The sequence below is a fragment of the Klebsiella sp. WP3-W18-ESBL-02 genome, from assembly GCF_014168815.1.
GTDB classification, from domain to species: Bacteria; Pseudomonadota; Gammaproteobacteria; order Enterobacterales; family Enterobacteriaceae; genus Kluyvera; species Kluyvera ascorbata_B.
In genome coordinates this window covers 1,314,368-1,338,528 of the sequence record NZ_AP021972.1, presented here as the reverse complement: position 1 = coordinate 1,338,528, position 24,161 = coordinate 1,314,368, and the positions used below count along the sequence as shown (strand labels likewise).

The window sequence follows — 24,161 nt, the reverse complement described above, 5'->3', positions numbered from 1 at the left end:
AAAAAATAAAGCCAGTGTAATCACTGGCTCATTTCGGAGGGCGATACCGTGCGGACCAGGTCGGGCGGGAGCCCCACGCTGATAATCACCGGCTGCCAGGTTTCCCGGGCGGCCAGCCGCGGCGAGAAGCCTTTGGCAACCAAAAAACCGCCCACACCGCCAAGCACCGCGCCGCACAGCGCGGCGATATCGCTACCGAACAGCACCTGAAACAGCGCCGCGACCACAAACAGCCCAAGCAGCGGTGACATATATACCAGCATGGCGGAACCGAGCAGGCTGCTTTCGCTGATACCCAGCTCAACCTTTTGCCCGGCCACCAGCGGCTGCGCGCTGGGTACAGAGATGGTGTGGCTGGTTTGCGGCCCGAGCTTGTTCAGCACCCGGCTGCCGCAGCCCGCACGCGAGGCGCAGCTGTTGCAGGAAGCTTTGACATCACAGCTCACCTGCGCCACGCCGTTGTCCCACGCGATGACGGTGGCCCACTCTTTAATCATTGCGGCGCACCCTTGAATTGAATGCCGTCCGCCACGCGCTTCGCCGTTTGCGGCGGCAGTTCGCCAACGATGGTAATTTCGGCCTGGTTGCGAACCGTTGTGCTGACCGTGCGACGCCCGGTACGCAGCATTTGATCGCTGCTATTGGCCGCCGCGCGGTTGATATTAATGGAGAAGCTAAACAGGCCATCTGAGTAGAGACGAGACTCTACCGGGCTATCGACGCTCGGCAACGTACGGCGGCTGCTGGAAACCTCTTTAAAGCCCTGCGGTACCCAGCTCGCGGACCAGTTCAGCGCGACGTTGTTGCTGGTTGGCACCGACAGCTGCGGCGGCAGGCTCGCTTTCGCCAGCCCCTGCATAATACCGCTAACCTGTTCGCCGGTGATAACCGCAATCACCCGGAACTGCTCCAGCGTTTCGCCATCGCGATCCAGCAGATCGACCCGCATTGGCAGCTTACTTTCGCTGTCGATCCAGACGATGTAGCTGTAACGCGTCCCGTCACGCGCCACGACGCGAATGACGTCACACATGCGATCGGCAATGCGCGTGCGCCCGACGGAGATAAAGTCGTAGTACGGCGCCAGACGTTTGAAGTCGGTATACACCAGAGAAGGCAAGGAATCGACAATATAGTCGCCGTTCAGCGTGAAGGGATCGAGGCCCGGCTCAAAGTAGCTGATTTCGTTGCCGCGCTGGACCACTGCCCGACGCGGGCCGTCCATTTGCAACAGCTCAGCCAGCGGCTGACCGTTCAGACGCACGTGCCGATAGCGTAACGATTCAACGCCGGATTTATTAATGCTGACGAACGACAGCTCGTAGTTGAGTGACTGACTGGCCAGATTCATTTCCTGCAACAACGCCCCGGACGATACATCAGCCGAGGCGTTTGCGGAGAAGAACAGGCTACCAGCCACAAGTGACATGGCACACCAAAGTTGCTTCATTACTGCGATTGCGTTCCTAGAGTTTGATAGCCTGGCACCTGAACAGCCGCTTGCTGAGTTTGTGCCTGCTCAAACTGAAGCTGTTCTGAATGCAAGCGACGCTGCAATTCATAATCCTGCAGCATAGCATTAATACGACGGCGCTGTTCCTGAACCTGCTGCTGACCGTTACCTGCGGATGCCTCCGAAGGAACGCCCAGGCTGACCGGGCTGGCTTTGCCCATCATCGGCAGCGTATTAAACACCGGTGACTCAGGCTGAGAGGAGTCCGGTTGCCCATTATAGTGCTGAACGCCGACAATAACAGCCAGCGAAACGCACGCGGCCACGCCCATTTGGGTGAGCGAACTGGCCCAGGGACGAACTTTGTTCCAGAACGGCATTTTTTGCCATTGATGAGGTGCTGGCTGGGCTTCAGGGATGAGCGGCGCGGTCGGTTGCCGAACGGGCTCATTTTCGATGGCGGCCATCACGCGAGAAGAGATATCAAAGTGAAGCACTTCACTCGTATCGCCACGCAGCGAGTCACGAATGAGGTGATAGCTCTCCCAGGTTTCCTGCAGCTCTGCCGAGCGTGTTAACTCAGTCAACAGCTCGTTATCCAGCGTTTCACCATCCATTAAGGCGGAAAGTTGTTCTTTCTGCATGCCTAATACCTTTTCCAGTATCCCGCTTCCGTCAACGCCTGATAAGCGGTTGAACTTTGTTATCGATAGCTTCTCGCGCTCGGAAGATACGTGAACGAACCGTACCGACCGGGCAATCCATAATAGCCGCTATCTCTTCATAGCTTAGGCCATCGAGCTCCCGCAAGGTAATTGCCATGCGTAAATCTTCCGGAAGCGCTTCAATGGTGCGAAAAACTATCTGTCTCAGTTCTTCTGACAACATTAAGTTCTCAGGGTTCGAAATTTCTTTCAAAGCGCCGCCGCTTTCAAAGTTTTCGGCCTCGTTCGCGTCTACATCGCTGGACGGCGGACGACGCCCCTGAGCAACCAGGTAATTTTTAGCTGTGTTCACCGCAATGCGGTACAGCCACGTATAGAAAGCACTATCTCCCCGGAACGAATCCAGCGCACGATAGGCCTTAATAAAAGACTCTTGTACGACATCCGGCACGTCGCCGGATGGCACATAGCGGGAAACCAGGCTCGCAACCTTATGCTGGTAGCGGACGACCAGGAGGTTAAAAGCCTTTTGATCTCCTTTCTGGACCCGTTCAACAAGAACCTGATCCGTTAACTGCTCACTCATCCGAGGTAATGTCTCCCCAAACCCTATTCCCATGCGTAATCAGAATGCCACTCCAACACTGCATTATGAGCAAGCATAAGCTTAGAGCGTTCGATTTTCGTAAAGTTCCGTTACGCTTTGTTTTTTGTTTCGCAGCAGACCGTTCATTGTCTGTCATTATAAGTCTGCCGATGTTAACAGATGTGTAAGTTGCGAAATAAAAACGCAAATCGACTGAAGAGTAACGTAACCCGGGCTTTTTTTCATCATAAATAGCGGTGATAGTCCCTGCGTTTATTCAGATTTTTTATCCCCTTGAGCCGCGCGTCCCCTCACAAGATGTTTAGTCATTACAACATAAGATCAAAAAAAACCCTGCCCATGTCGCTTTTATGGTGCTAATCTGCCCATACCGTGTTTAGTAAATTAAACAATCATGATGAACTCACTCCCAGAACACTCCTGTGATGTATTGATTATCGGTAGCGGGGCTGCCGGTCTTTCACTGGCGCTGCGTCTTGCTGAGCACAGCCAGGTGATCGTCCTGAGCAAAGGCCCGATAAGCGAAGGCTCAACCTTTTACGCACAAGGGGGCATTGCCGCCGTTTTCGATGAAACCGACAGCGTGGACTCGCACGTTGAGGATACGCTGATTGCCGGCGCGGGCATCTGCGATCGCCAGGCTGTCTCGTTTGTGGCCAGTAACGCCAGACACTGCGTGCAGTGGCTTATCGACCAGGGCGTGCTGTTTGACACCCAGGTTCAGGCGAACGGCGAAGAGAGCTACCATCTGACCCGCGAAGGCGGTCATAGCCATCGCCGGATTCTGCACGCCGCCGACGCTACCGGGCGCGAAGTCGAAAATACGCTGGTCGGTAAGGCAATGAATCATCCGAACATTCGCGTACTGGAACGCTGCAACGCCGTCGACCTGATTGTTTCAGATAAAATCGGCCTGCCGGGAACCCGTCGCGTTGTTGGCGCGTGGATCTGGGACCGCAATAAAGAGAAGGTAGAAACCTGCTCGGCAAAATCGGTGGTACTGGCAACGGGCGGCGCGTCAAAGGTGTATCAGTACACCACCAATCCGGATATCTCATCCGGCGACGGTATCGCCATGGCCTGGCGCGCAGGCTGCCGCGTGGCCAACCTCGAGTTTAACCAGTTCCACCCCACCGCGCTGTATCACCCGCAGGCGCGCAATTTTTTGCTCACCGAAGCCCTGCGAGGCGAAGGTGCGCACCTTAAGCGCCCGGATGGCAGCCGCTTTATGCCGGACTTCGACGAACGCGCTGAGCTTGCGCCGCGCGATATTGTCGCCCGCGCTATCGACCATGAGATGAAGCGTCTGGGCGTTGATTGTATGTATCTGGACATCAGTCACAAACCGGAAGCCTTTGTGCGCCAGCACTTCCCGATGATTTATGAGAAGCTGCTGGGGCTGGGCATCGATTTGACTCAGGAAGCGGTGCCGATTGTCCCGGCCGCGCACTACACCTGCGGCGGGGTGATGGTCGATGACTATGGTCGTACCGATGTCGACGGCCTGTACGCCATCGGAGAGGTAAGCTACACCGGCCTGCACGGTGCCAACCGTATGGCCTCTAACTCACTGCTGGAGTGTCTGGTATACGGCTGGTCTGCGGCAGAAGATATTCTCAAACGCATGCCGTATGCCCGTCAGATTGACACGCTGCCTGCCTGGGATGAAAGCCGCGTGGAAAACTCCGATGAACTGGTTGTGATTCAGCACAACTGGCACGAGCTACGGCTGTTTATGTGGGACTACGTCGGCATCGTTCGCACCACCAAGCGGCTGGAGCGTGCTCTGCGCCGCATCACCATGCTTCAGCAGGAGCTGGACGAGTATTATTCACGTTTCCGCGTCTCCAATAATTTGCTGGAACTGCGCAACCTGGTGCAGGTCGCAGAACTGATCGTGCGCTGCGCGATGATGCGTAAAGAGAGCCGCGGGCTGCATTATACGCTCGACTACCCGGAGCTGCTTGCGGACTCCGGGCCGTCAATCCTCTCACCGCTGGTTCACATAAATAAATAGAACGCCTGGGTCAGTGCGGCGTAGCCTTCTGAGTACTGCTGCTCTGGCCCACGGATCGTTAGCCTGTCGCTATAGCACTCCCCGCCTTGCGGCGAGAACGCCAGCAGAACGCGATGCGGTAAACGGACTTCGGTTTCCGCGACGTCGGTGCGCAGGCGCAAATGCCAGCCCATCGACAGGGCCTGCTGTGTAAAGGTCTGGCCGATATTTTCCGGCAGCACAACGCAGAAGAAGCCGTCTTCGGTGATGGCATCCGTCGCACAGGCCAGCAGAGCCTGATGATCGAGCGTGGTAGTATAACGCGCCTGCTCGCGCTGCGGCGTAGCGCATTCAACGCCCTGCTCGTAGTAAGGTGGATTACTGACGATCAGGTCATAGCGCGTCGTCAACCCGGCCACCCACTGCTGAATATCGGCCGTATGCACCGAAATACGATCGGCCCACGGTGATTCAGCCACGTTTTCCCGCGCCTGTGCGGCAGCATCCTCGTCCAGCTCTACGGCATCCACAGTGACATTCTCATCGGTGCGCTGCGCTAGCATTAACGCCAGCAGCCCGCTACCCGCGCCGATATCCAGAACCCGGCTGACGCGGGCGATCGGCGCCCAGGCACCGAGTAAAATGCCGTCAGTACCGACCTTCATGGCGCAGCGGTCGTGGGCGACAAAAAACTTTTTAAAGGTAAATCCGTTGCGACGCAGCGCGGATTTAGAATCAGACGTCATAAGTAACCTTGCGGGCCAAACCAGATAACTATTCGGCTATGAACAATACCCGAGAACAGATAGCCGCACAAACAGATGAAGATTAGAGCCGTAACGTCTATAATCAGCGCCTCACACAGAGGTAATCATGACTGTAACGACTTTTTCCGAACTTGAACTTGACGAAAGCCTGCTGGATGCCCTCCAGAGCAAAGGCTTTACACGCCCGACTGCCATTCAGGCTGCCGCCATTCCGCCTGCGCTCGATGGACGTGATGTTCTCGGTTCTGCGCCAACCGGCACCGGTAAAACAGCGGCGTATTTGCTGCCTGCGTTGCAGCACCTGCTCGACTTTCCGCGTAAAAAATCCGGACCGCCGCGTATTCTGATCCTCACGCCGACGCGTGAACTGGCAATGCAGGTCGCCGATCATGCCCGCGAACTGGCCAAAAATACCCATCTGGACATCGCCACCATCACCGGCGGCGTGGCATATATGAACCATGCCGAAGTGTTCAGCGAAAACCAGGACATCGTGGTCGCCACCACCGGTCGTCTGCTGCAGTACATCAAAGAAGAAAACTTCGACTGCCGGGCCGTTGAGACGCTGATCCTCGATGAAGCAGACCGCATGCTGGACATGGGTTTTGCCCAGGATATCGAACACATCGCTGGCGAAACTCGCTGGCGCAAACAGACGCTGCTCTTCTCCGCCACGCTGGAAGGCGAAGCGATCAAGGACTTTGCCGAGCGTCTGCTGGAAGATCCGGTTGAAGTATCCGCCACGCCGTCAACCCGCGAACGTAAGAAGATTCACCAGTGGTACTATCGTGCCGATAACTTCGAGCATAAAGTTGAGCTGTTGAAGCACCTGCTGAAGCAGGAAGACGCCACCCGCACCATCGTGTTTGTGCGTAAGCGTGAGCGCGTGCATGAACTGGCTGAAATTCTGCGTCAGGCTGGAATTAACAACTGTTATCTCGAAGGCGAAATGCCGCAGATTAAGCGTAACGAAGGCATCAAACGTCTGACCGACGGCCGCGTAAACGTTCTGGTTGCCACCGACGTTGCCGCACGCGGGATTGATATCCCCGACGTCAGCCATGTGATTAACTTCGATATGCCGCGCGGCGCCGATACCTATCTGCACCGTATCGGTCGTACCGGCCGCGCGGGTCGGAAAGGCACGGCGATTTCACTGGTGGAAACGCACGATCACCTGCTGATGCTGAAAATTGGCCGCTACATCGAAGAGCCGCTGAAGTCTCGCGTTATCGATGGGCTGCGCCCGACCACTCGAGCGCCAAGCGAGAAGATGACCGGCAAGCCGTCGAAGAAAGTGCTGGCGAAGCGCGCCGAGCAGAAAAAAGCGAAAGACAAAGATAAACCGCGCGTGAAAGTGCGTCACCGCGATGCCAAAAACGTCGGTAAGCGCCGCAAGCCTAGCGGCAGCGGGACCGGTGAACAAAGCACCGAAGAGTAAAACTAACGCCGGGACCTATTCCCGGCGTTTTTATATCGACGGGTAAGGGATAGCGGCCATGAAGAAAAAAGAGTTCGTGACTCAGGACCTCCTCAGCAAAATTTACCAGCAACCGGGTGATGGGCCGCGTAAGCTACCGCCGGAGCGTCAGTTGGCCGAAGAGTACGGCGTATCGCGATTCACCATCCGCCAGGCGCTGGAAAAACTCGCCAGCATTGGTGTAGTGCGCATTGTGCAGGGCTCTGGCATCTGGATTAACGAGCAGACGCGCGGCAATCCACTGGTCTATAACTCGATCACCGAAAAACGCTTCGACCAGATGCGTTACCGGATGATCAGCCTGCACAAGAAGCGCCCCGAGCGAGAAGACCGGCAGATTTTCGGCCTGACCGACGACGATTTTATCTGGCAGTTCTGCCGCCTGCGCTTTGTCGATAACGTCGCCACGCAAATTGAAGTCTCGCGGATGCCCGCGACGATGTTCATCGACCTGAACCAGGAGGTCATTGAACGCTCGCTACAGCAGTATGTACTGGAGAAGGGTTACCCGATTTCCCACCTGCTGACCAGCTATCGGGCGATTAGCGTCAGCCGTGAGCAGGCCGCCCTTCTTGGCTGTAAAAAAGGCAGCCCGGCCATGCACATCAATAACCGGGGGATCCTCGACGGCGGGCAGGTGTATGAGATCAGCGACATCGTCGATATCAACTACTCCTGCACCTACGTTATCCCCCATAACCGCGACAACCTCGCTTTTCGCCAGCAGCCGCAGGCTTAGTTACGGTGTATGCATCGTTCCGTCCGGCAGACGGCTTTGCGTCCACTCGTGCGGGCGATAGACCACTGGATGCGCCAGCGCCTGCGCTTCATCAAAACCGACGCCAATACCCGGTTCCATTGGTGGATAGATAAAGCCGTTGTTCACCACCGGCCCGCCAGGGAAGACCGCATCCGTGGCGATAGCGCGCGGAATAAATTCCTGAATCGCGGCGTTGTGCAGATGAATATTCAGATGCGTATTCACCGCCACGCCGATAGGCGTCATGTCGCCAGGGCCATGCCATGCCAGACGTACGCCAAAGGCCTGACACAGTACCGCCAGCTTCAATGCCGGGGTGATGCCGCCAATCTGCGAAATATGGCAGCGAATAAAATCAATCTGCCGGTTAACGATAAGGTCATGCCATTCCGCCGGATTATTAAATAGCTCCCCCATCGCCAGCGGCACGCAGGTTTGCTGGCGAATCTGCGCCAGCCACGCGCTCTGCTGCGGCGGTAAAATGTCCTCGATAAACCACGGCTGATAAGGTTCCAGCAGCTTCGCCAGTTGGAGCGCCTGCTGCGGGAAGAGGCGCTCGTGGACATCGTGCAGAATATGAAAGCGGTGGCCATAGCGCGCACGCAGCAGGCGGAACATCTCTACCGTGTTGCGGATGTACTCATCCTGATCGAACCAGGCGCCCGGCGTTGGATTTTCTGGCGTCTGCATTTCACGCGGCGTACCGCCGTAAAAGCCGAGCTGGCAGCGGATGTAGCGATAACCCTGCTCCAGCAGCTTATCCACCGAGATAAACAGTTCATCCGGCGTTTCGCCGCTGGCGTGCGTGTAGGCCGAGATGGCATCGCGTGATTTTCCACCCAGCAATTGGTACAGCGGCATGCCGGCCAGCTTGGCCTTGATGTCCCATAACGCCATATCCACGCCGGAGATGGCGTTGTTCATTACCGGACCGTTGCGCCAGTAGGCGTTGACGTTCATCATCTGCCAGAGATCTTCGATATTATTCGCATCGCGCCCCACCAGCAGCGGCTGTAGATATTCATCGACCATGGTTTTCACCGCCAGCGGGCGCTGCTGGAAGGTGGCGCAGCCGTAGCCGACGGTGCCGCTGTCGGTCGTCACCCGTACCGTCACCAGATTGTGACGGTCAGGGCGTGTGATAAAACAGTCAATCGCAGTAATCAGCGTGGGTTTCACTGAAGGCTCCCTGGGAAAATAATAATAAGACTGGCATTATCTTCACTCTATTTTTGCGGTTCGGTAAACCTTTTTATTAAATATATTTTTTGGTTTAAAAAGGGGGTTATTTCCAATAAAAAAACGAACCAATTTAATCACAAGTAGCGATATAAGAGCCTTATAAAGGCAAATTGTGATTGAAATCATATTTTATTGGTTTGTTTTTATTGATGCGCTTACTTACCATTCAGCGAGACAAACAAAACAACAAACTTACCGCAGGAGCCATTATGGGGACGCAAGAGGCTATCAGCAGGATTATTCGACTGGTAGGTGGGCAGGAGAATATCAATAAAGTCTGGCACTGTATGACCCGGCTGCGCTTTGATTTAATTGATGATAATAAAGTGGCGCAGGATGAAATTAAGCAGTTGCCCGGCGTACTCGGCGCTCAGTTGCAAAGCGATCAGTTTCAGATCATTATCGGCCCGAAGGTGAACAGCTGGTATGAAGCGCTGCAGGAAGCCCTCGGCGCTAACAACCAGGCAGCCACCAGCGGGAAAAGCAAAGAACGCAAAAGCCTGGTTTCGCTGTTTATGGATACCGTCTCCGGCGTATTCGGCCCGATAGTCCCCGCCATCGCTGGCGCCGGGATGATCAAAGGTCTGCTTGCCGGGCTGATTGCGCTAAAAGTGGTGTCGACCAAAAGCGATACGGTAATGATCATCGATCTCATTGCCAGCGGCGTATTTTATTTCCTGCCGTTTTTCCTTGCCGTCTCGGCGGCGAAGATCTTTAAAACCAACGAATATCTGGCCGCCGCCGTCGCCGCCTGCTTGATGTACCCTACGCTTATCGACGCCGCGAAAGCGCTGGCTGCACATCAGGCCGATGCCGCCTCCGCGTTGTGGTTGTTTAACGCCATTCCGGTATCGGTGTTCAACTACGCCTCCAGCGTTATCCCGGTGATTTTCTCCATCCTGGCGCTGAAATACATTCACCAGGCGGTCGACAGGATCATGCCCGACGTATTGAAAACCGTCTTTACCCCCACGCTGACGCTGTTTCTCGCCGCGCTGGCCGCGCTGGTGGTAATTGGGCCTATTGGAATCTGGCTGGGTAAAATGCTGGCGTGGTTTATCGAAGGGCTGTTTGGCGTGTCGGCAAGCTTTGCCGGGCTGGTGGTGGGCGCTATTCGTCCGGTGGCGATCCTCACCGGGATGCATCATGCGATGACCCCCATCGCGCTGCAAAACTTCAGCGACCGCGGCTATGACATGCTGATGCCAATGATGTTCATGGCCAACATGGCCATTGCCGGGGCGACCTTCGCCATCTGGCGTCTGAATAAAGACAACCGCACGGTCACGCTCTCCGCTGCTATCTCCGCACTGCTGGGCATTACGGAACCGGCGCTGTTTGGCGTACTCACCCGCTACAAGAAAGCGTTTATCGCCGCTACGGTAGCAAGTTCGTTGGCTTCCGCGTTTATTGCTTTCTTCGGCGTGCGGCTGTATGGCTATATTTTGTCGAGCATTTTCAGCCTGCCCGCCTATATTGGCCCGTACTTTATCTTTGCGATTTCCGGCGTTGCCATCGCGCTAGTGCTTTCCTTCACCCTCACCACTCTTCTGGTGGGACGCGAGCAGTCCAGATAAAAAAAATCCCCCGCAGGCACCCTGCGGGGGATTTGTCATGAGTACTGGGTTACCCCAACGCCACGTTTTCCCACCCCTGAGAAATTACAGGCTTTCAGTGAAAGTACGCGCGATAACGTCGCGCTGCTGTTCCGGCGTCAGAGAGTTGAAGCGTACCGCATAGCCAGACACACGGATGGTCAGCTGCGGGTATTTTTCCGGGTGCTCAACGGCGTCCATCAGCGTTTCACGACGCAGAACGTTCACGTTCAGGTGCTGACCACCTTCTACGCGGACTTCTGGTTTTGCTTCAACCGGAATTTCACGGTATTCGATGTCGCCCAGCGCACTCACGGCAACCACGTCATCTTCTTTGAAACCGCCTTTTGCACACAGGCAGCGTGCTTCACCTTTCTCGCTGTCGAGCAGCCAGAATGAGTTCAGCAGGTCGTCGTTTGCAGCTTTAGTAATCTGGATACCTGTAATCATTTGATGCCTCCCTAGGCTCTTTATATTCGTTTCTAACCAGCCGCTTTCCGGCCAATTGGTAAAACCATTGTTGCTTGAGTGTATATATACCCCTCGAACACCCTTGATTCTTTGATTTAAATCAACAAAAACCACACCACAAAAGTGGTCATAGGGGAAAATACTTGTTTTGCATCAAGTTACGCACCTCGCAACAACAAAAAATCTTTGTAAATCTTCAACTTTTTTTATCACTCTCAACGCCATTCCACTATCCGATTTTGTGATGGGGAAAGAAGCAGTTAAGCTATGGCGAGAGAAATTCGCAGGAGAGCGAGATGACAACCCCATTAACCTGGCACGACGTGCTGGCCGCTGAAAAAGAGCAGCCCTATTTTGTGAATACGCTGGCAACCGTGGCCAGCGAACGCCAGTCAGGCGTAACCATTTATCCGCCGCAGAAAGATGTGTTTAACGCTTTCCGCTATACCGAACTGCGCGATGTCAAAGTGGTGATCCTCGGGCAGGACCCTTACCACGGCCCAAACCAGGCGCACGGGCTGGCGTTTTCCGTTCAGCCAGGTATTGCCACGCCGCCGTCCTTACTGAATATGTATAAAGAGCTGGAAGGCACGATCCCCGGCTTTACCCGCCCGAACCATGGTTATCTGGAAAGCTGGGCGCGCCAGGGTGTTCTCCTGCTCAACACCGTGCTGACCGTACGCGCCGGCCAGGCACACTCGCACGCCAGCCTCGGCTGGGAAACCTTCACCGATAAAGTGATTTCATTAATTAATGAGCATCGCGAAGGCGTCGTCTTTTTACTGTGGGGATCGCACGCGCAGAAAAAAGGAGCCATTATTGACACCCAGCGTCATTGCGTGCTGAAAGCGCCACATCCCTCGCCGCTCTCCGCACACCGTGGATTCTTTGGCAGTAATCACTTTGTGAAAGCGAATCAGTGGCTGGAACAACGCGGCGAAGCGCCGATTGACTGGATGCCGGTGCTGCCGGAGTAACCGGAACCCCCTCCAAGTAGTGCGCTGTAGGTGAGTACTCAAAGCATAAAAAAACCGGTGGAGTCTCCTCTACCGGTTTTTTTTCAGCTCGCGCTTTTACGCTTTATGCTGACGCCACCATTCGGCCAGCAGCACGCCCGTTGCCACGGAGACGTTCAGGCCTTCGACGGCACGGGTACCGTCAATAGAGACGCTCAGATCGGCAAGCGACGCCGCGCTATCGGATACACCCTCGTGATCCTGCCCCAGCACCAGCACCATTTTCTTCGGCAGCTCGGCTTTAAACAGCGGCATACCGTTGCCGGTGCTGCTGGTGGTGACAATGCTGTAACCCGCGTCGCGGAACTGCGCCAGCGCGTCAATAAAGCTATCGCCAGTGATCGGCTGCACGTGCTCTGCGCCACCTTCAGCAGTACGGATAGCCGCGCCGGACTCCAGCAAGGCCGCGTCCTGCAACACCACGCCCTTCACGCCAAAGTGCGCACAGCTGCGGATCATCGCACCAAGGTTGTGCGGGTTGCCCACATCTTCCAACGCCAGTACGCAGTCGTCAGCGCCGCTATTAGCAACCCACTGCTGTACGGAAGTTCCGTTACGTTTTTTGATCAGGAAGCACACGCCACCATGGTGCTCGGTACCGGAAGCTTTCGCCAGTTCGGCCTCATCGACCACGTGATAGGCTTTGCGGTTTGCCGCCATCCAGCGCAGCGCTTCTTTGAAACGCGGCGTGACGCTTTGCAAGAACCACGCACGGACAATCGCGTCCGGGCGGCTCTGGAACAGCGTCTGGCAGGCATTTTCGCCGTATACGCGGGTCTCTTCCGCGCGCTGACGACGCAGCACTTCCGGATCGATAAAGCTTTTACCGCTGATGCCGCCATGATCGGCTTTGGCCGGCGCGTCATCGCCCGGCGCGCGGGAAACCGTACGCCACGGAGAGCCTTCGCGATCGCGTTCTACATCGCGGTCACGGCCACGTTCGCGGCCGCGTTCACTGTTCGGCCCCTTTCGCTCATCACGAGATGGACGACGACCGCCTTCGGCTCGGGAGGTTCCGGGGCGTCCGCCGCCTTTACCAGTACGTGGATTTTGGGTGCGTTTGTCCGAGTCATCGTCACTGCGGACGTACATCACTTTGACCTTGCCGTTTTTGTTTTTCAGTTCGTCGCTCATGTTTTTCTCCACCTGCGCTGCGCGAAGCGCGCAGATTACCTGATGTGATAGCGCTTAGCTATGACTTCATACAAAAGACCACAACTATTATACCCATTGGATAAAACGCATTGTCGATTCATTCGCGCTCGACGATAATGTGTAACATTATAGAAACATCCGGCAACATTGCCGTTCTGCAACAAGACGACCCAGAGGTGAGTTATGAATACCGTTTGTGCCCACTGCCAGGCGCTTAATCGCATTCCAGAAGCGCGTATTAACGAAGCGGCAAAATGTGGACGCTGTGGTGAAGATCTGTTTGATGGCGATGTCATTAACGCTACGGACAGCACGCTGGATAAACTGCTGAAGGACGATCTTCCTGTTGTCGTGGATTTCTGGGCGCCATGGTGCGGCCCGTGTCGCAGCTTTGCGCCTATTTTTGAAGATGTCGCCGAAGAGCGCAGCGGCAAGATGCGCTTTGTGAAAGTCAACACCGAAGCCGAGCGCGAACTCAGCGCCCGCTTCCGCATTCGCAGCATTCCCACCATTATGATTTTTAAAAATGGTGAAATTGTCGATATGCTTAACGGCGCGGTGCCTAAAGCGCCGTTCGAAAGCTGGCTGAACGAGGCTCTGCAAGCCTGATTGCCGACGGGGCACATCTTGTGCCCCGTATTCACCTCTGCGACAATAGCCTTTTTGCCGTACAACTCCCATGATTGATAACGCCGTTCTTCGGTTGCGCGCCGAGCGTCTTGCCCGCGCGACTCGTCCTTTTCTTGCCCGTGGTAACCGGGTGCGTCGCTGCCAGCGCTGTCTGCTGGTACAGCGCTATTGCCTGTGCGAGACCATCACGCCACACCCGGCGAAAAGCCGTTTTTGCCTCGTGATGTTCGATACGGAACCCATGAAGCCCAGCAACACCGGTCGCCTGATAGCCGATATTTTACCGCAGACCGAGGCTTTTCAGTGGTCGCGCACCGAGCCGCCACAGGCGCTGCTCGATCTGGTCAAAAACCCTGACTATCAGCCGATGGTGGTGTTTCCTGCGTCTTACGCCGATGCGGATCGCCAGGTACTGAGCGCGCCGCCGACCGGTAAACCGCCGCTGTTTATTATGTTAGACGGTACCTGGCCGGAAGCGCGTAAGATGTTCCGTAAAAGCCCGTGGCTGGATAATTTGCCGCTGATCTCAGTCGACCTCTCCCGCGTGTCGGCCTACAGCCTGCGTGAAGTGCATGCGGAAGGGCAGTACTGCACCGCCGAGGTGGCTATCGCGCTACTCGATTTAGCCAACGATACCGGTGCTGCATCGGCGCTCAGCCAGCACTTCACCCGTTTTCGCAATCGCTATCTGGCAGGAAAATCCCAGCATCAGGGCAGCGTCACAGCAGTTGAGACGGAAAACGGTTAAACTCCTTACAACATTGTCGCGTAAGGAAGACCGGTATGAGCCAACGTGGGCTGGAAGCGCTGCTGAGACCCAAATCGATTGCAGTGATTGGCGCCTCAATGAAACCCCGGCGCGCCGGTTTTTTGATGATGCAAAACCTGCTGGCCGGTGGCTTTGCGGGGCCGGTTTTGCCCGTCACGCCCGCCTGGAAAGCGGTACTTGGCGTACTTGCCTGGCCTACCATCGACAGCCTTCCCTTCTCTCCCGATCTCGCCGTACTGTGCACTCACGCGCGGCGCAATCTTGAGCTGCTGGAGTCGTTGGGCGAAAAAGGCTGCAAGACCTGCATTATTCTCTCTTCCACTCCCGATCAGTTCGGCGCGCTGAAAGCATGTGCGGCACGTTATCAAATGCGCCTGCTGGGGCCAAACAGTCTCGGTCTGCTGGCTCCCTGGCAGGGGTTGAACGCCAGCTTCTCACCGGTACCGATTCGTAAGGGTAAACTGGCGTTTATCTCGCAGTCTGCCGCCGTCTCCAATACCATTCTTGACTGGGCGCAGCAGCGTGAAATGGGCTTTTCCTATTTTATCGCGCTGGGCGACAGCCTGGATATCGACGTCGATGACCTGCTCGATTATCTGGCGCGCGACGGTAAAACCAGCGCCATTCTGCTGTATCTGGAGCAGTTAAGCGACGCACGGCGCTTTGTGTCGGCTGCCCGCAGCGCGTCACGTAATAAGCCCATCCTGGTGATTAAAAGCGGTCGTAGCCCAGAAGCACAGCGTTTGCTGCACGTTAACTCAGGAATGGACCCCGCCTGGGATGCTGCCATTCAGCGCGCCGGCCTGCTGCGCGTGCAGGATACCCACGAACTTTTCTCCGCCGTTGAAACCCTCAGCCATATGCGCCCGCTGCGCGGCGAACGGCTGATGATTATCAGCAACGGTGCAGCCCCGGCCGCACTGGCGTTAGATGAACACTGGGCGCGCAACGGCAAACTGGCGACCCTGAGCGAGGAGACGCGCCAGCAGCTTCAGCAGTTGCTGCCAGCGGCTATCGATGCCAACAATCCATTAGATTTGCGGGATGATGCCAGTATTGAGCATTACCTGGCGGCGGTGAATGTCCTGCTCAATAGCCCAGACCTGGATGCGTTAATGGTTATCCACTCGCCGAGCGCCACGGCACCGGGCAGCGAAAGCGCCTCAGCGCTGATTAACCTCATTAAGCAGCACCCTCGCGGCAACTACATCAGCGTACTAACCAACTGGTGCGGCGAATATTCCTCTATTGAGGCTCGTCGTATGTTTAGCGATGCCGGGATCCCAACCTATCGCACGCCAGAAGGGACGATTACCGCCTTTATGCACATGGTTGAGTATCGACGCAACCAGAAGCAGCTGCGAGAAACCCCAGCGCTACCGCACAGCCTGACCGCCAACACCGCCCATGCACATACGCTGCTGCAAGAGGCTATTGATAGCGGTATTCGCGCGCTAGACACCCATGAAGTCCGCCCAATCCTCGATGCCTATGGCCTCAATACATTGCCGACATGGATCGCCGCAGACAGCGCCGAAGCGGTGCATATTGCCGAGCAGATTGGCTACCCCGTCGCGCTCAAGCTGCGCTCGCCGGATATTCCGCATAAATCTGAGGTCCAGGGGGTCATGCTGTATCTGCGCACCGCCAGCGAAGTACAGCAGGCGGCCGATGCCATTCTCGATCGCGTCAAAATGGCGTGGCCGCAGGCGCGTATTCACGGTCTGCTGGTGCAAAGTATGGCCAACCGCGCCGGGGCGCAGGAGCTGCGCGTGGTGGTTGAGCACGATCCGGTGTTTGGCCCGCTGATTATGCTGGGCGAAGGCGGCGTTGAATGGCGTGCGGAAGATCAGGCCGCCGTTGCTCTGCCACCGCTGAATATGACGCTGGCACGCTATCTGGTCATTCAGGCGATTAAAAGCAAAAAGATCCGTGGGCGCAGCGCGCTACGGCCGCTAGATATCCCCGGACTGAGCCAACTGCTGGTACAGGTATCAAACCTGATAGTCGACTGCCCGGAGATTCAGCGTCTCGATATCCATCCATTGCTCGCCTCCGGTAACGAATTTACTGCACTGGACGTCACGCTGGATATTGCGCCGTTCAGCGGCCTCAGCGAAAGCCGTCTGGCGGTACGCCCTTACCCGCAGCACCTTGAAGAGTGGGTGACAATGAAAAACGGCGAACGCTGCCTGTTCCGCCCGATTCTGCCCGAAGACGAACCGCTGCTGCAGCAGTTTATTGCCCGTGTCACAAAAGAAGATCTTTACTATCGTTATTTCAGTGAGATCAACGAATTTACCCACGACGACTTAGCCAATATGACGCAGATCGACTACGATCGTGAAATGGCTTTCGTCGCGGTTCATACGGCAGACGATCGCGCTGAGATCCTCGGCGTGACGCGCGCAATTTCCGACCCCGACAATATTGATGCGGAATTTGCCGTGCTGGTGCGCTCCGATTTAAAAGGTCTGGGGCTCGGCGGGCGACTGCTGGATAAGCTGATAGGCTATACCCGCGCCCACGGTCTGCAGCGCCTGAACGGTATTACCATGCCCAACAACCGCGGGATGATAGCATTAGCGAGAAAGCTTGGTTTTAACGTTGATATTCAGCTGGAAGATGGCATTGTCGGATTGTCACTAAGGCTAAGTAATGACTAAGTTGCTGGAAATGCTGCCCTTACCCGACAGAGGTGGTATCATTGACCGCTTACGTCGTCTGCCAGGTACAGAAGACCCTTCACTAAACCAGAGAAGAAACGCACTGTGATGTTGTCAAAATTTAAGCGTAATAAACATCAACAACACCTTGCCCAACTACCCAAGCTTTCACAGTCTGTTGATGATATTGAGTTTTTTTATGCGCCAGCGGATTTTCGTGAAGCGTTGCTCGCCAAAATCGCCAGCGCCACGCGCCGAATCTGCATCGTCGCGTTGTACCTGGAACAGGACGACGCCGGAAAGACTATTCTGCAAGCTTTGTATGATGCCAAACGCCAGCGCCCGGAACTTGATGTCCGCGTATTGGTTGACTGGCATCGCGCACAGCGTGGGCGCATTGGTGCCGCAGCTTCCAATACTAATGCCGACTGGTACTGCCGTACCGCCAAAGAGAACCCGGGCGTAGACGTGCCTGTGTATGGTGTGCCGGTGAACACCCGTGAGGCTCTCGGCGTCCTGCACTTTAAAGGCTTTATCATTGATGACTGCGTGCTGTACAGCGGCGCCAGTATCAACGATGTCTATCTGCACCAGCACGATAAATATCGTTATGACCGCTATCAGTGCATCCGTAACCCACAGATGGCCGATATCATGTTTAACTGGGTATCGGAAAATCTGGTTGATGGTCGCGGGGTTAACCGCCTCGATAATACCGAGCGACCGAAAAGCCCGGAAATTAAAAACGATATTCGCCAGTACCGCCAGGAGTTACGCGATACCCGCTATCATTTTACCGGCAACGCCAGCGATGATGAGCTGACGGTCACTCCGCTGGTCGGGCTGGGTAAAACCAGCGAGCTGAATAAAACCATTTTCCACCTGATGCCGTGCACCGAAGAGAAGCTGACTATCTGCACACCTTACTTCAACCTGCCGGCGCTGCTGGTGCGCAGTATTATTCGTCTACTGCGCGAGGGGAAAAAGGTGGAAATTATCGTTGGCGATAAGACGGCAAACGACTTCTATATCCCAGAGAATGAACCGTTCAAGATTATCGGCGCGCTGCCCTATCTGTACGAGATTAACCTACGTCGCTTCCTGAGCCGTCTGCAGTACTACATCAATACTGACCAACTGACGGTACGTCTATGGAAAGACGACGATAACACCTACCACCTGAAAGGAATGTGGGTTGATAACGAGTGGATTTTGCTTACCGGCAACAACCTCAACCCTCGTGCCTGGCGTCTGGACCTGGAAAATGCGGTCCTGATTCACGATCCGAAAAAGCAGCTGGCCTCAATGCGCCAGAAAGAGCTGGAGCTCATTCGCAAGCACACAACGGTGGTGAATCACTTCCGCGATCTGCAAAGCATCGCCGACTATCCGGTGAAGGTACGCAAGCTTATTCGCCGTCTGCGCCGTATTCGTATCGACAGGCTGATCAGCCGTATCCTTTAAATTGAAGCCCCGCACGCCGGGGCTTTTTTTCAGGAGCCCGCATGCTACGTTCACTTCTTGTTTGCTCAACTCTCGCCCTCAGCGGCTGTAGCCATATGGCAAATGACGCCTGGAGCGGGCAGGACAAAGCCCAGCACTTCATCGCCTCCGCCATGCTTACCGCCGCCGGTAATGAATACGCTCAGCACCAGGGCATCAGCCGCGACCGCAGCGCAGCCATTGGCTTTCTGTTTTCCGTCAGCCTTGGCGCGTCAAAAGAGCTGTGGGACAGCCGCCCGGCGGGAAGCGGCTGGAGCTGGAAGGATTTTGCCTGGGACGTGGCCGGTGCCACTACCGGTTACGCGGTGTGGCAACTTGCACGGCACTGATCTACAGGCGTAACCCTTTTCCTTTACGGTGCAGCTTAAGCGATACCAGGAAGGCAATTGCCGCCATCGCGGTGACGTACCAGAAGAAGGCGTTCTCTACGCCCGCTGATTTCATCGACAGCGCGACATACTCAGCTGACCCACCAAACAGCGCATTCGCTACCGCATAAGACAGCCCGACTCCCAATGCGCGGACCTGCGCCGGGAACATTTCCGCCTTCAGAATACCGCTAATCGAGGTATAGAAGCTGGTAATCAACAGCGCACACATCACCAGCCCAAAAGCCATATAGGGAGAAGTGACATTTTGCAGCGCGGAAAGAATCGGTACCGTAAACAGCGTCGCCAGCGCACCAAAGCACAGCATCGACGTACGGCGTCCAACCTTATCTGACAGCAGACCAAAGAAGGGCTGTACCAGCATATAAACAAACAGCGCAGCCGTCATTATCACGCTTGCCAGATTAGCGCTCATTCCGGCCGTGTTTACCAGGTACTTCTGCATGTAGGTTGTAAAGGTATAGAAGCTCAGCGAGCCTGCTGCGGTAAAACCTAGCACCATCAGAAACGCTTTGCGGTTACGCCACAGGCCTTTGAACGAGCCCGCTTCCTTCAGCGTGCGGGTTTCTTTTTGCGAGGTTTCATCAAGCTGGCGGCGCAGCCACAACGCAACAATAGCCAGCACCGCGCCCATCGCAAACGGTATGCGCCATCCCCAGGCGTGAAGGTCTTCGCTGCTGAGAACGTTTTGCAATATCACGACCACCAGAACGGCAAGCAGTTGGCCGCCAATAAGAGTGACGTACTGGAATGATGCGTAGAATCCCTTGCGTCCTTCGACTGCGACCTCGCTCATATAGGTCGCGCTGGTGCCGTACTCCCCGCCCACGGAGAGCCCCTGGAACAGACGAGCGAGCAGCAGTAGCGCCGGAGCCCAGGTGCCGATAGCGCTGTAGCCGGGCAGGCAGGCAATCACCAGCGAGCCAAAGCACATCATGCACACGGAGATCAGCATCGAGACTTTACGGCCACGGCGATCGGCAATTCGCCCAAACAGCCATCCTCCGATAGGACGCATCAAAAAACCCGCGGCAAAGACACCTGCGGTTTGCAGTAGCTGAGTGGTGGTGTTACCGGACGGGAAAAAGATGTGAGCAAAATAGAGCGAGCAGAATGAGTAGACATAAAAATCAAACCATTCAACAAGATTCCCTGATGATGCTCCGACGATTGCCATGACGCGACGGCGAGTATCGCTATCGGTTAGCGTCCTTTCTGGGGTTACACTGGTTACGGCCATTTGTTAACTCCTGCCAAAAGCGCCCTCCTGCCTTACCGGGCGTACACGTCACACAGGCAGGTATTTTAGTAAATGAAATGTTATATAATTGTTATATTTAATTTAGTGACGAACATCACGTTTTTTATTAGCAGGATCACGATTTAGGAATAGGTGCAGGCAATGAGGGGCGGTTAACGTGAAAAAGTTTGAGTAGGCCGGATAAGGCGAAGCCGCCATCCGGCAATATGCACAATGCCGCATTTCACAAAACACAGACGCAAAAAAGCCCATCCGTCAGGATGGGCTTCTTCACTTAATTGATGCCTGGCAGTTCCCTACTCTCGCATGGGGAGACCCCACACTACCATCGGCGCTACGGCGTTTCACTTCTGAGTTCGGCATGGGGTCAGGTGGGACCACCGCGCTACGGCCGCCAGGCAAATTCTGTTATTAACCCGCTTTTCGCCGGTCAATGTAATCTGTAATCAAGCTGAATATGATGTCTGTCTCTTCGCCAAAACAGCTTCGGCGTTGTAAGGTTAAGCCTCACGGTTCATTAGTATCGGTTAGCTCAACGTATCGCTACGCTTACACACCCGACCTATCAACGTCGTCGTCTTCAACGTTCCTTCAGGACTCTTAAAGAGTCAGGGAGAACTCATCTCGGGGCAAGTTTCGTGCTTAGATGCTTTCAGCACTTATCTCTTCCGCATTTAGCTACCGGGCAATGCCATTGGCATGACAACCCGAACACCAGTGATGCGTCCACTCCGGTCCTCTCGTACTAGGAGCAGCCCCCCTCAATTCTCCAGCGCCCACGGCAGATAGGGACCGAACTGTCTCACGACGTTCTAAACCCAGCTCGCGTACCACTTTAAATGGCGAACAGCCATACCCTTGGGACCTACTTCAGCCCCAGGATGTGATGAGCCGACATCGAGGTGCCAAACACCGCCGTCGATATGAACTCTTGGGCGGTATCAGCCTGTTATCCCCGGAGTACCTTTTATCCGTTGAGCGATGGCCCTTCCATTCAGAACCACCGGATCACTAAGACCTGCTTTCGCACCTGCTCGAGCCGTCACTCTCGCAGTCAAGCTAGCTTATGCCTTTGCACTAACCTCCTGATGTCCGACCAGGATTAGCTAACCTTCGTGCTCCTCCGTTACTCTTTAGGAGGAGACCGCCCCAGTCAAACTACCCACCAGACACTGTCCGCAACCCGGATCACGGGTCTACGTTAGAACACCAGCCATTAAAGGGTGGTATTTCAAGGTTGGCTCCACACGAACTGGCGTCCGCGCTTCAAAGCCTCCCACCTATCCTACACATCAAGGACCAGTGTTCAGTGTCAAGCTATAGTAAAGGTTCACGGGGTCTTTCCGTCTTGCCGCGGGTACACTGCATCTTCACAGCGAGTTCAATTTCACTGAGTCTCGGGTGGAGACAGCCTGGCCATCATTACGCCATTCGTGCAGGTCGGAACTTACCCGACAAGGAATTTCGCTACCTTAGGACCGTTATAGTTACGGCCGCCGTTTACCGGGGCTTCGATCAAGAGCTTCGCGTTGCCGCTAACCCCATCAATTAACCTTCCGGCACCGGGCAGGCGTCACACCGTATACGTCCACTTTCGTGTTTGCACAGTGCTGTGTTTTTAATAAACAGTTGCAGCCAGCTGGTATCTTCGACTGATTTCAGCTCCATGGGTAAACCACTTCACCTACATATCAGCGTGCCTTCTCCCGAAGTTACGGCACCATTTTGCCTAGTTCCTTCACCCGAGTTCTCTCAAGCGCCTTGGTATTCTCTACCTGACCACCTGTGTCGGTTTGGGGTACGATTTGATGTTACCTGATGCTTAGAGGCTTTTCCTGGAAGCAGGGCATTTGTTACTTCAGCACCGTAGTGCCTCGTCATCACACCTCAGCGTTAAAAGAAGTCCGGATTTACCTAAACTTCCCGCCTACATGCTTAAACCGGGACAACCGTCGCCCGGCTAACATAGCCTTCTCCGTCCCCCCTTCGCAGTAACACCAAGTACAGGAATATTAACCTGTTTCCCATCGACTACGCCTTTCGGCCTCGCCTTAGGGGTCGACTCACCCTGCCCCGATTAACGTTGGACAGGAACCCTTGGTCTTCCGGCGTGCGGGTTTTTCACCCGCATTATCGTTACTTATGTCAGCATTCGCACTTCTGATACCTCCAGCAAACCTCACAGTTCACCTTCAACGGCTTACAGAACGCTCCCCTACCCAACAACACATAGTGTCGCTGCCGCAGCTTCGGTGCACAGTTTAGCCCCGTTACATCTTCCGCGCAGGCCGACTCGACCAGTGAGCTATTACGCTTTCTTTAAATGATGGCTGCTTCTAAGCCAACATCCTGGCTGTCTGAGCCTTCCCACATCGTTTCCCACTTAACTGTGACTTTGGGACCTTAGCTGGCGGTCTGGGTTGTTTCCCTCTTCACGACGGACGTTAGCACCCGCCGTGTGTCTCCCGTGATAACATTCTTCGGTATTCGCAGTTTGCATCGGGTTGGTAAGTCGGGATGACCCCCTAGCCGAAACAGTGCTCTACCCCCGAAGATGAATTCACGAGGCGCTACCTAAATAGCTTTCGGGGAGAACCAGCTATCTCCCGGTTTGATTGGCCTTTCACCCCCAGCCACAAGTCATCCGCTAATTTTTCAACATTAGTCGGTTCGGTCCTCCAGTTAGTGTTACCCAACCTTCAACCTGCCCATGGCTAGATCACCGGGTTTCGGGTCTATACCCTGCAACTTAACGCCCAGTTAAGACTCGGTTTCCCTTCGGCTCCCCTATACGGTTAACCTTGCTACAGAATATAAGTCGCTGACCCATTATACAAAAGGTACGCAGTCACCCCATAAAGAGGCTCCCACTGCTTGTACGTACACGGTTTCAGGTTCTTTTTCACTCCCCTCGCCGGGGTTCTTTTCGCCTTTCCCTCACGGTACTGGTTCACTATCGGTCAGTCAGGAGTATTTAGCCTTGGAGGATGGTCCCCCCATATTCAGACAGGATACCACGTGTCCCGCCCTACTCTTCGAGTTCACAACCTGTGCATTTTGGTGTACGGGACTATCACCCTGTACCGTCGGACTTTCCAGACCGTTCCACTAACACACAAGCTGATTCAGACTCTGGGCTGCTCCCCGTTCGCTCGCCGCTACTGGGGGAATCTCGGTTGATTTCTTTTCCTCGGGGTACTTAGATGTTTCAGTTCCCCCGGTTCGCTTCATTACGCTATGTATTCACGTAATGATAGTGTGACGAATCACACTGGGTTTCCCCATTCGGAAATCGCCGGTTATAACGGTTCATATCACCTTACCGACGCTTATCGCAGATTAGCACGTCCTTCATCGCCTCTGACTGCCAGGGCATCCACCGTGTACGCTTAGTCGCTTAACCTCACAACCCGAAGATGTTTCGTAAAACACCATCGTGTTGCGAAAATTTGAGAGACTCGAACACACCGCTTATCTGTTCTTATTACGGAGAACAGACACAGTGTGTCGTTTCAATTTTCAGCTTGATCCAGATTTTTAAAGAGCAAATATCTCAAACAAGACTCGGAAGTCTGTTTTGAGATACTAAGGTCGGCGACTTTCACTCACACTAACCAGCAAGTGGCGTCCCCTAGGGGATTCGAACCCCTGTTACCGCCGTGAAAGGGCGGTGTCCTGGGCCTCTAGACGAAGGGGACACTGAAGTCTCAATCGCAAGACGCCTTGCTATTTACTT

19 protein-coding genes, 1 tRNA gene and 2 rRNA genes are annotated in these 24,161 nt (G+C 55.0%); 10 read left to right on the top strand and 12 right to left on the bottom strand.

What is annotated here, in order from left to right; genetic code table 11:
* Positions 1–20: 20 nt before the first annotated feature.
* Genes rseC through rpoE form a run of 4 tightly spaced genes read right to left on the bottom strand, consistent with a single transcriptional unit; the run spans position 21 to position 2,704 of the window.
* Positions 21–497, bottom strand: coding sequence for a SoxR-reducing system protein RseC (gene rseC, locus H7R56_RS06435; protein ID WP_106924051.1), 477 nt, complete (start codon positions 495–497; stop codon positions 21–23).
* The gene (rseB, locus tag H7R56_RS06430; protein WP_106924050.1) at positions 494–1,450 is read right to left on the bottom strand and encodes a sigma-E factor regulatory protein RseB; all 957 of its coding nucleotides are present in this window, start codon (positions 1,448–1,450) and stop codon (positions 494–496) included. The genes rseC and rseB overlap by 4 nt, the downstream gene beginning before the upstream one ends.
* Positions 1,450–2,097: an anti-sigma-E factor RseA gene (gene rseA, locus H7R56_RS06425; protein ID WP_106924049.1), complete on the bottom strand. Its 648-nt coding sequence runs from the start codon at positions 2,095–2,097 to the stop codon at positions 1,450–1,452. Before rseA ends, rseB begins: the two co-directional genes overlap by 1 nt.
* Positions 2,098–2,128: 31 nt before the next feature.
* Entirely contained in the window at positions 2,129–2,704 is a 576-nt protein-coding gene (gene rpoE, locus H7R56_RS06420; RefSeq protein ID WP_106924048.1) for an RNA polymerase sigma factor RpoE, read from the bottom strand.
* A gap of 418 nt (positions 2,705–3,122) precedes the next feature.
* On the opposite strand from rpoE, the gene nadB reads away from it, so the two are divergent.
* A complete protein-coding gene (nadB, locus tag H7R56_RS06415) occupies positions 3,123–4,742 on the top strand; it encodes an L-aspartate oxidase (protein ID WP_106924433.1) in 1,620 nt (539 codons plus the stop codon).
* On the opposite strand, the gene trmN is transcribed toward nadB, so the two are convergent.
* The gene (gene trmN / locus H7R56_RS06410) at positions 4,727–5,467 is read right to left on the bottom strand and encodes a tRNA(1)(Val) (adenine(37)-N(6))-methyltransferase TrmN (RefSeq protein WP_106924047.1); all 741 of its coding nucleotides are present in this window, start codon (positions 5,465–5,467) and stop codon (positions 4,727–4,729) included. The two genes, nadB and trmN, sit on opposite strands and share 16 nt — an antisense overlap.
* Positions 5,468–5,594: 127 nt before the next feature.
* Here trmN and srmB point away from each other — a divergent pair, with 127 nt between their 5' ends.
* Positions 5,595–6,929: an ATP-dependent RNA helicase SrmB gene (srmB, locus tag H7R56_RS06405; protein WP_106924046.1), complete on the top strand. Its 1,335-nt coding sequence runs from the start codon at positions 5,595–5,597 to the stop codon at positions 6,927–6,929.
* A 58-nt stretch (positions 6,930–6,987) separates the two neighbouring features.
* On the top strand, positions 6,988–7,707 hold the full coding sequence (locus H7R56_RS06400; protein ID WP_106924045.1) for a GntR family transcriptional regulator: 720 nt from the start codon (positions 6,988–6,990) through the stop codon (positions 7,705–7,707).
* On the opposite strand, the gene H7R56_RS06395 is transcribed toward H7R56_RS06400, so the two are convergent.
* The gene (locus H7R56_RS06395) at positions 7,708–8,907 is read right to left on the bottom strand and encodes an enolase C-terminal domain-like protein (RefSeq protein ID WP_106924044.1); all 1,200 of its coding nucleotides are present in this window, start codon (positions 8,905–8,907) and stop codon (positions 7,708–7,710) included.
* A 272-nt stretch (positions 8,908–9,179) separates the two neighbouring features.
* On the opposite strand from H7R56_RS06395, the gene H7R56_RS06390 reads away from it, so the two are divergent.
* Positions 9,180–10,547, top strand: coding sequence for a PTS transporter subunit EIIC (locus H7R56_RS06390; RefSeq protein WP_106924043.1), 1,368 nt, complete (start codon positions 9,180–9,182; stop codon positions 10,545–10,547).
* A gap of 84 nt (positions 10,548–10,631) precedes the next feature.
* Here H7R56_RS06390 and grcA read toward each other — a convergent pair whose 3' ends face one another.
* The gene (gene grcA / locus H7R56_RS06385) at positions 10,632–11,015 is read right to left on the bottom strand and encodes an autonomous glycyl radical cofactor GrcA (protein WP_106924042.1); all 384 of its coding nucleotides are present in this window, start codon (positions 11,013–11,015) and stop codon (positions 10,632–10,634) included.
* Between the two features lie 317 nt (positions 11,016–11,332).
* On the opposite strand from grcA, the gene ung reads away from it, so the two are divergent.
* Positions 11,333–12,013 carry a uracil-DNA glycosylase gene (ung, locus tag H7R56_RS06380; RefSeq protein WP_106924041.1) on the top strand — a complete coding sequence of 227 codons (681 nt, stop codon included), beginning with the start codon at positions 11,333–11,335 and terminating at the stop codon, positions 12,011–12,013.
* Positions 12,014–12,109: 96 nt separating this feature from the next.
* Here ung and H7R56_RS06375 read toward each other — a convergent pair whose 3' ends face one another.
* Positions 12,110–13,186: a tRNA/rRNA methyltransferase gene (locus H7R56_RS06375; RefSeq protein WP_182928558.1), complete on the bottom strand. Its 1,077-nt coding sequence runs from the start codon at positions 13,184–13,186 to the stop codon at positions 12,110–12,112.
* Positions 13,187–13,390: 204 nt separating this feature from the next.
* On the opposite strand from H7R56_RS06375, the gene trxC reads away from it, so the two are divergent.
* The 5 genes from trxC (at position 13,391) to H7R56_RS06350 (ending at position 19,104) form a co-directional block, all read left to right on the top strand.
* Positions 13,391–13,816, top strand: coding sequence for a thioredoxin TrxC (gene trxC / locus H7R56_RS06370; RefSeq protein ID WP_106924039.1), 426 nt, complete (start codon positions 13,391–13,393; stop codon positions 13,814–13,816).
* 70 nt (positions 13,817–13,886) lie between these two features.
* On the top strand, positions 13,887–14,585 hold the full coding sequence (tapT, locus tag H7R56_RS06365) for a tRNA-uridine aminocarboxypropyltransferase (protein ID WP_106924038.1): 699 nt from the start codon (positions 13,887–13,889) through the stop codon (positions 14,583–14,585).
* A 35-nt stretch (positions 14,586–14,620) separates the two neighbouring features.
* Complete coding sequence (locus tag H7R56_RS06360; protein ID WP_106924037.1) at positions 14,621–17,272, top strand: bifunctional acetate--CoA ligase family protein/GNAT family N-acetyltransferase; 2,652 nt, start codon at positions 14,621–14,623, stop codon at positions 17,270–17,272.
* A 108-nt stretch (positions 17,273–17,380) separates the two neighbouring features.
* On the top strand, positions 17,381–18,736 hold the full coding sequence (pssA, locus tag H7R56_RS06355; protein WP_106924036.1) for a CDP-diacylglycerol--serine O-phosphatidyltransferase: 1,356 nt from the start codon (positions 17,381–17,383) through the stop codon (positions 18,734–18,736).
* Positions 18,737–18,777: 41 nt separating this feature from the next.
* Positions 18,778–19,104: a YfiM family lipoprotein gene (locus H7R56_RS06350; protein ID WP_106924035.1), complete on the top strand. Its 327-nt coding sequence runs from the start codon at positions 18,778–18,780 to the stop codon at positions 19,102–19,104.
* Between the two features lies 1 nt (position 19,105).
* On the opposite strand, the gene H7R56_RS06345 is transcribed toward H7R56_RS06350, so the two are convergent.
* From H7R56_RS06345 to H7R56_RS06330, 4 genes are all read right to left on the bottom strand, one after another.
* Positions 19,106–20,404, bottom strand: a complete 1,299-nt coding sequence (locus tag H7R56_RS06345; protein WP_106924034.1) for an MFS family transporter — start codon at positions 20,402–20,404, stop codon at positions 19,106–19,108.
* Positions 20,405–20,708: 304 nt separating this feature from the next.
* Positions 20,709–20,824, bottom strand: a 5S ribosomal RNA gene (rrf, locus tag H7R56_RS06340).
* A gap of 97 nt (positions 20,825–20,921) precedes the next feature.
* A 23S ribosomal RNA gene (locus H7R56_RS06335) occupies positions 20,922–23,828 on the bottom strand.
* A gap of 219 nt (positions 23,829–24,047) precedes the next feature.
* A tRNA-Glu gene (locus H7R56_RS06330) sits at positions 24,048–24,123 on the bottom strand.
* Positions 24,124–24,161 lie beyond the last annotated feature (38 nt).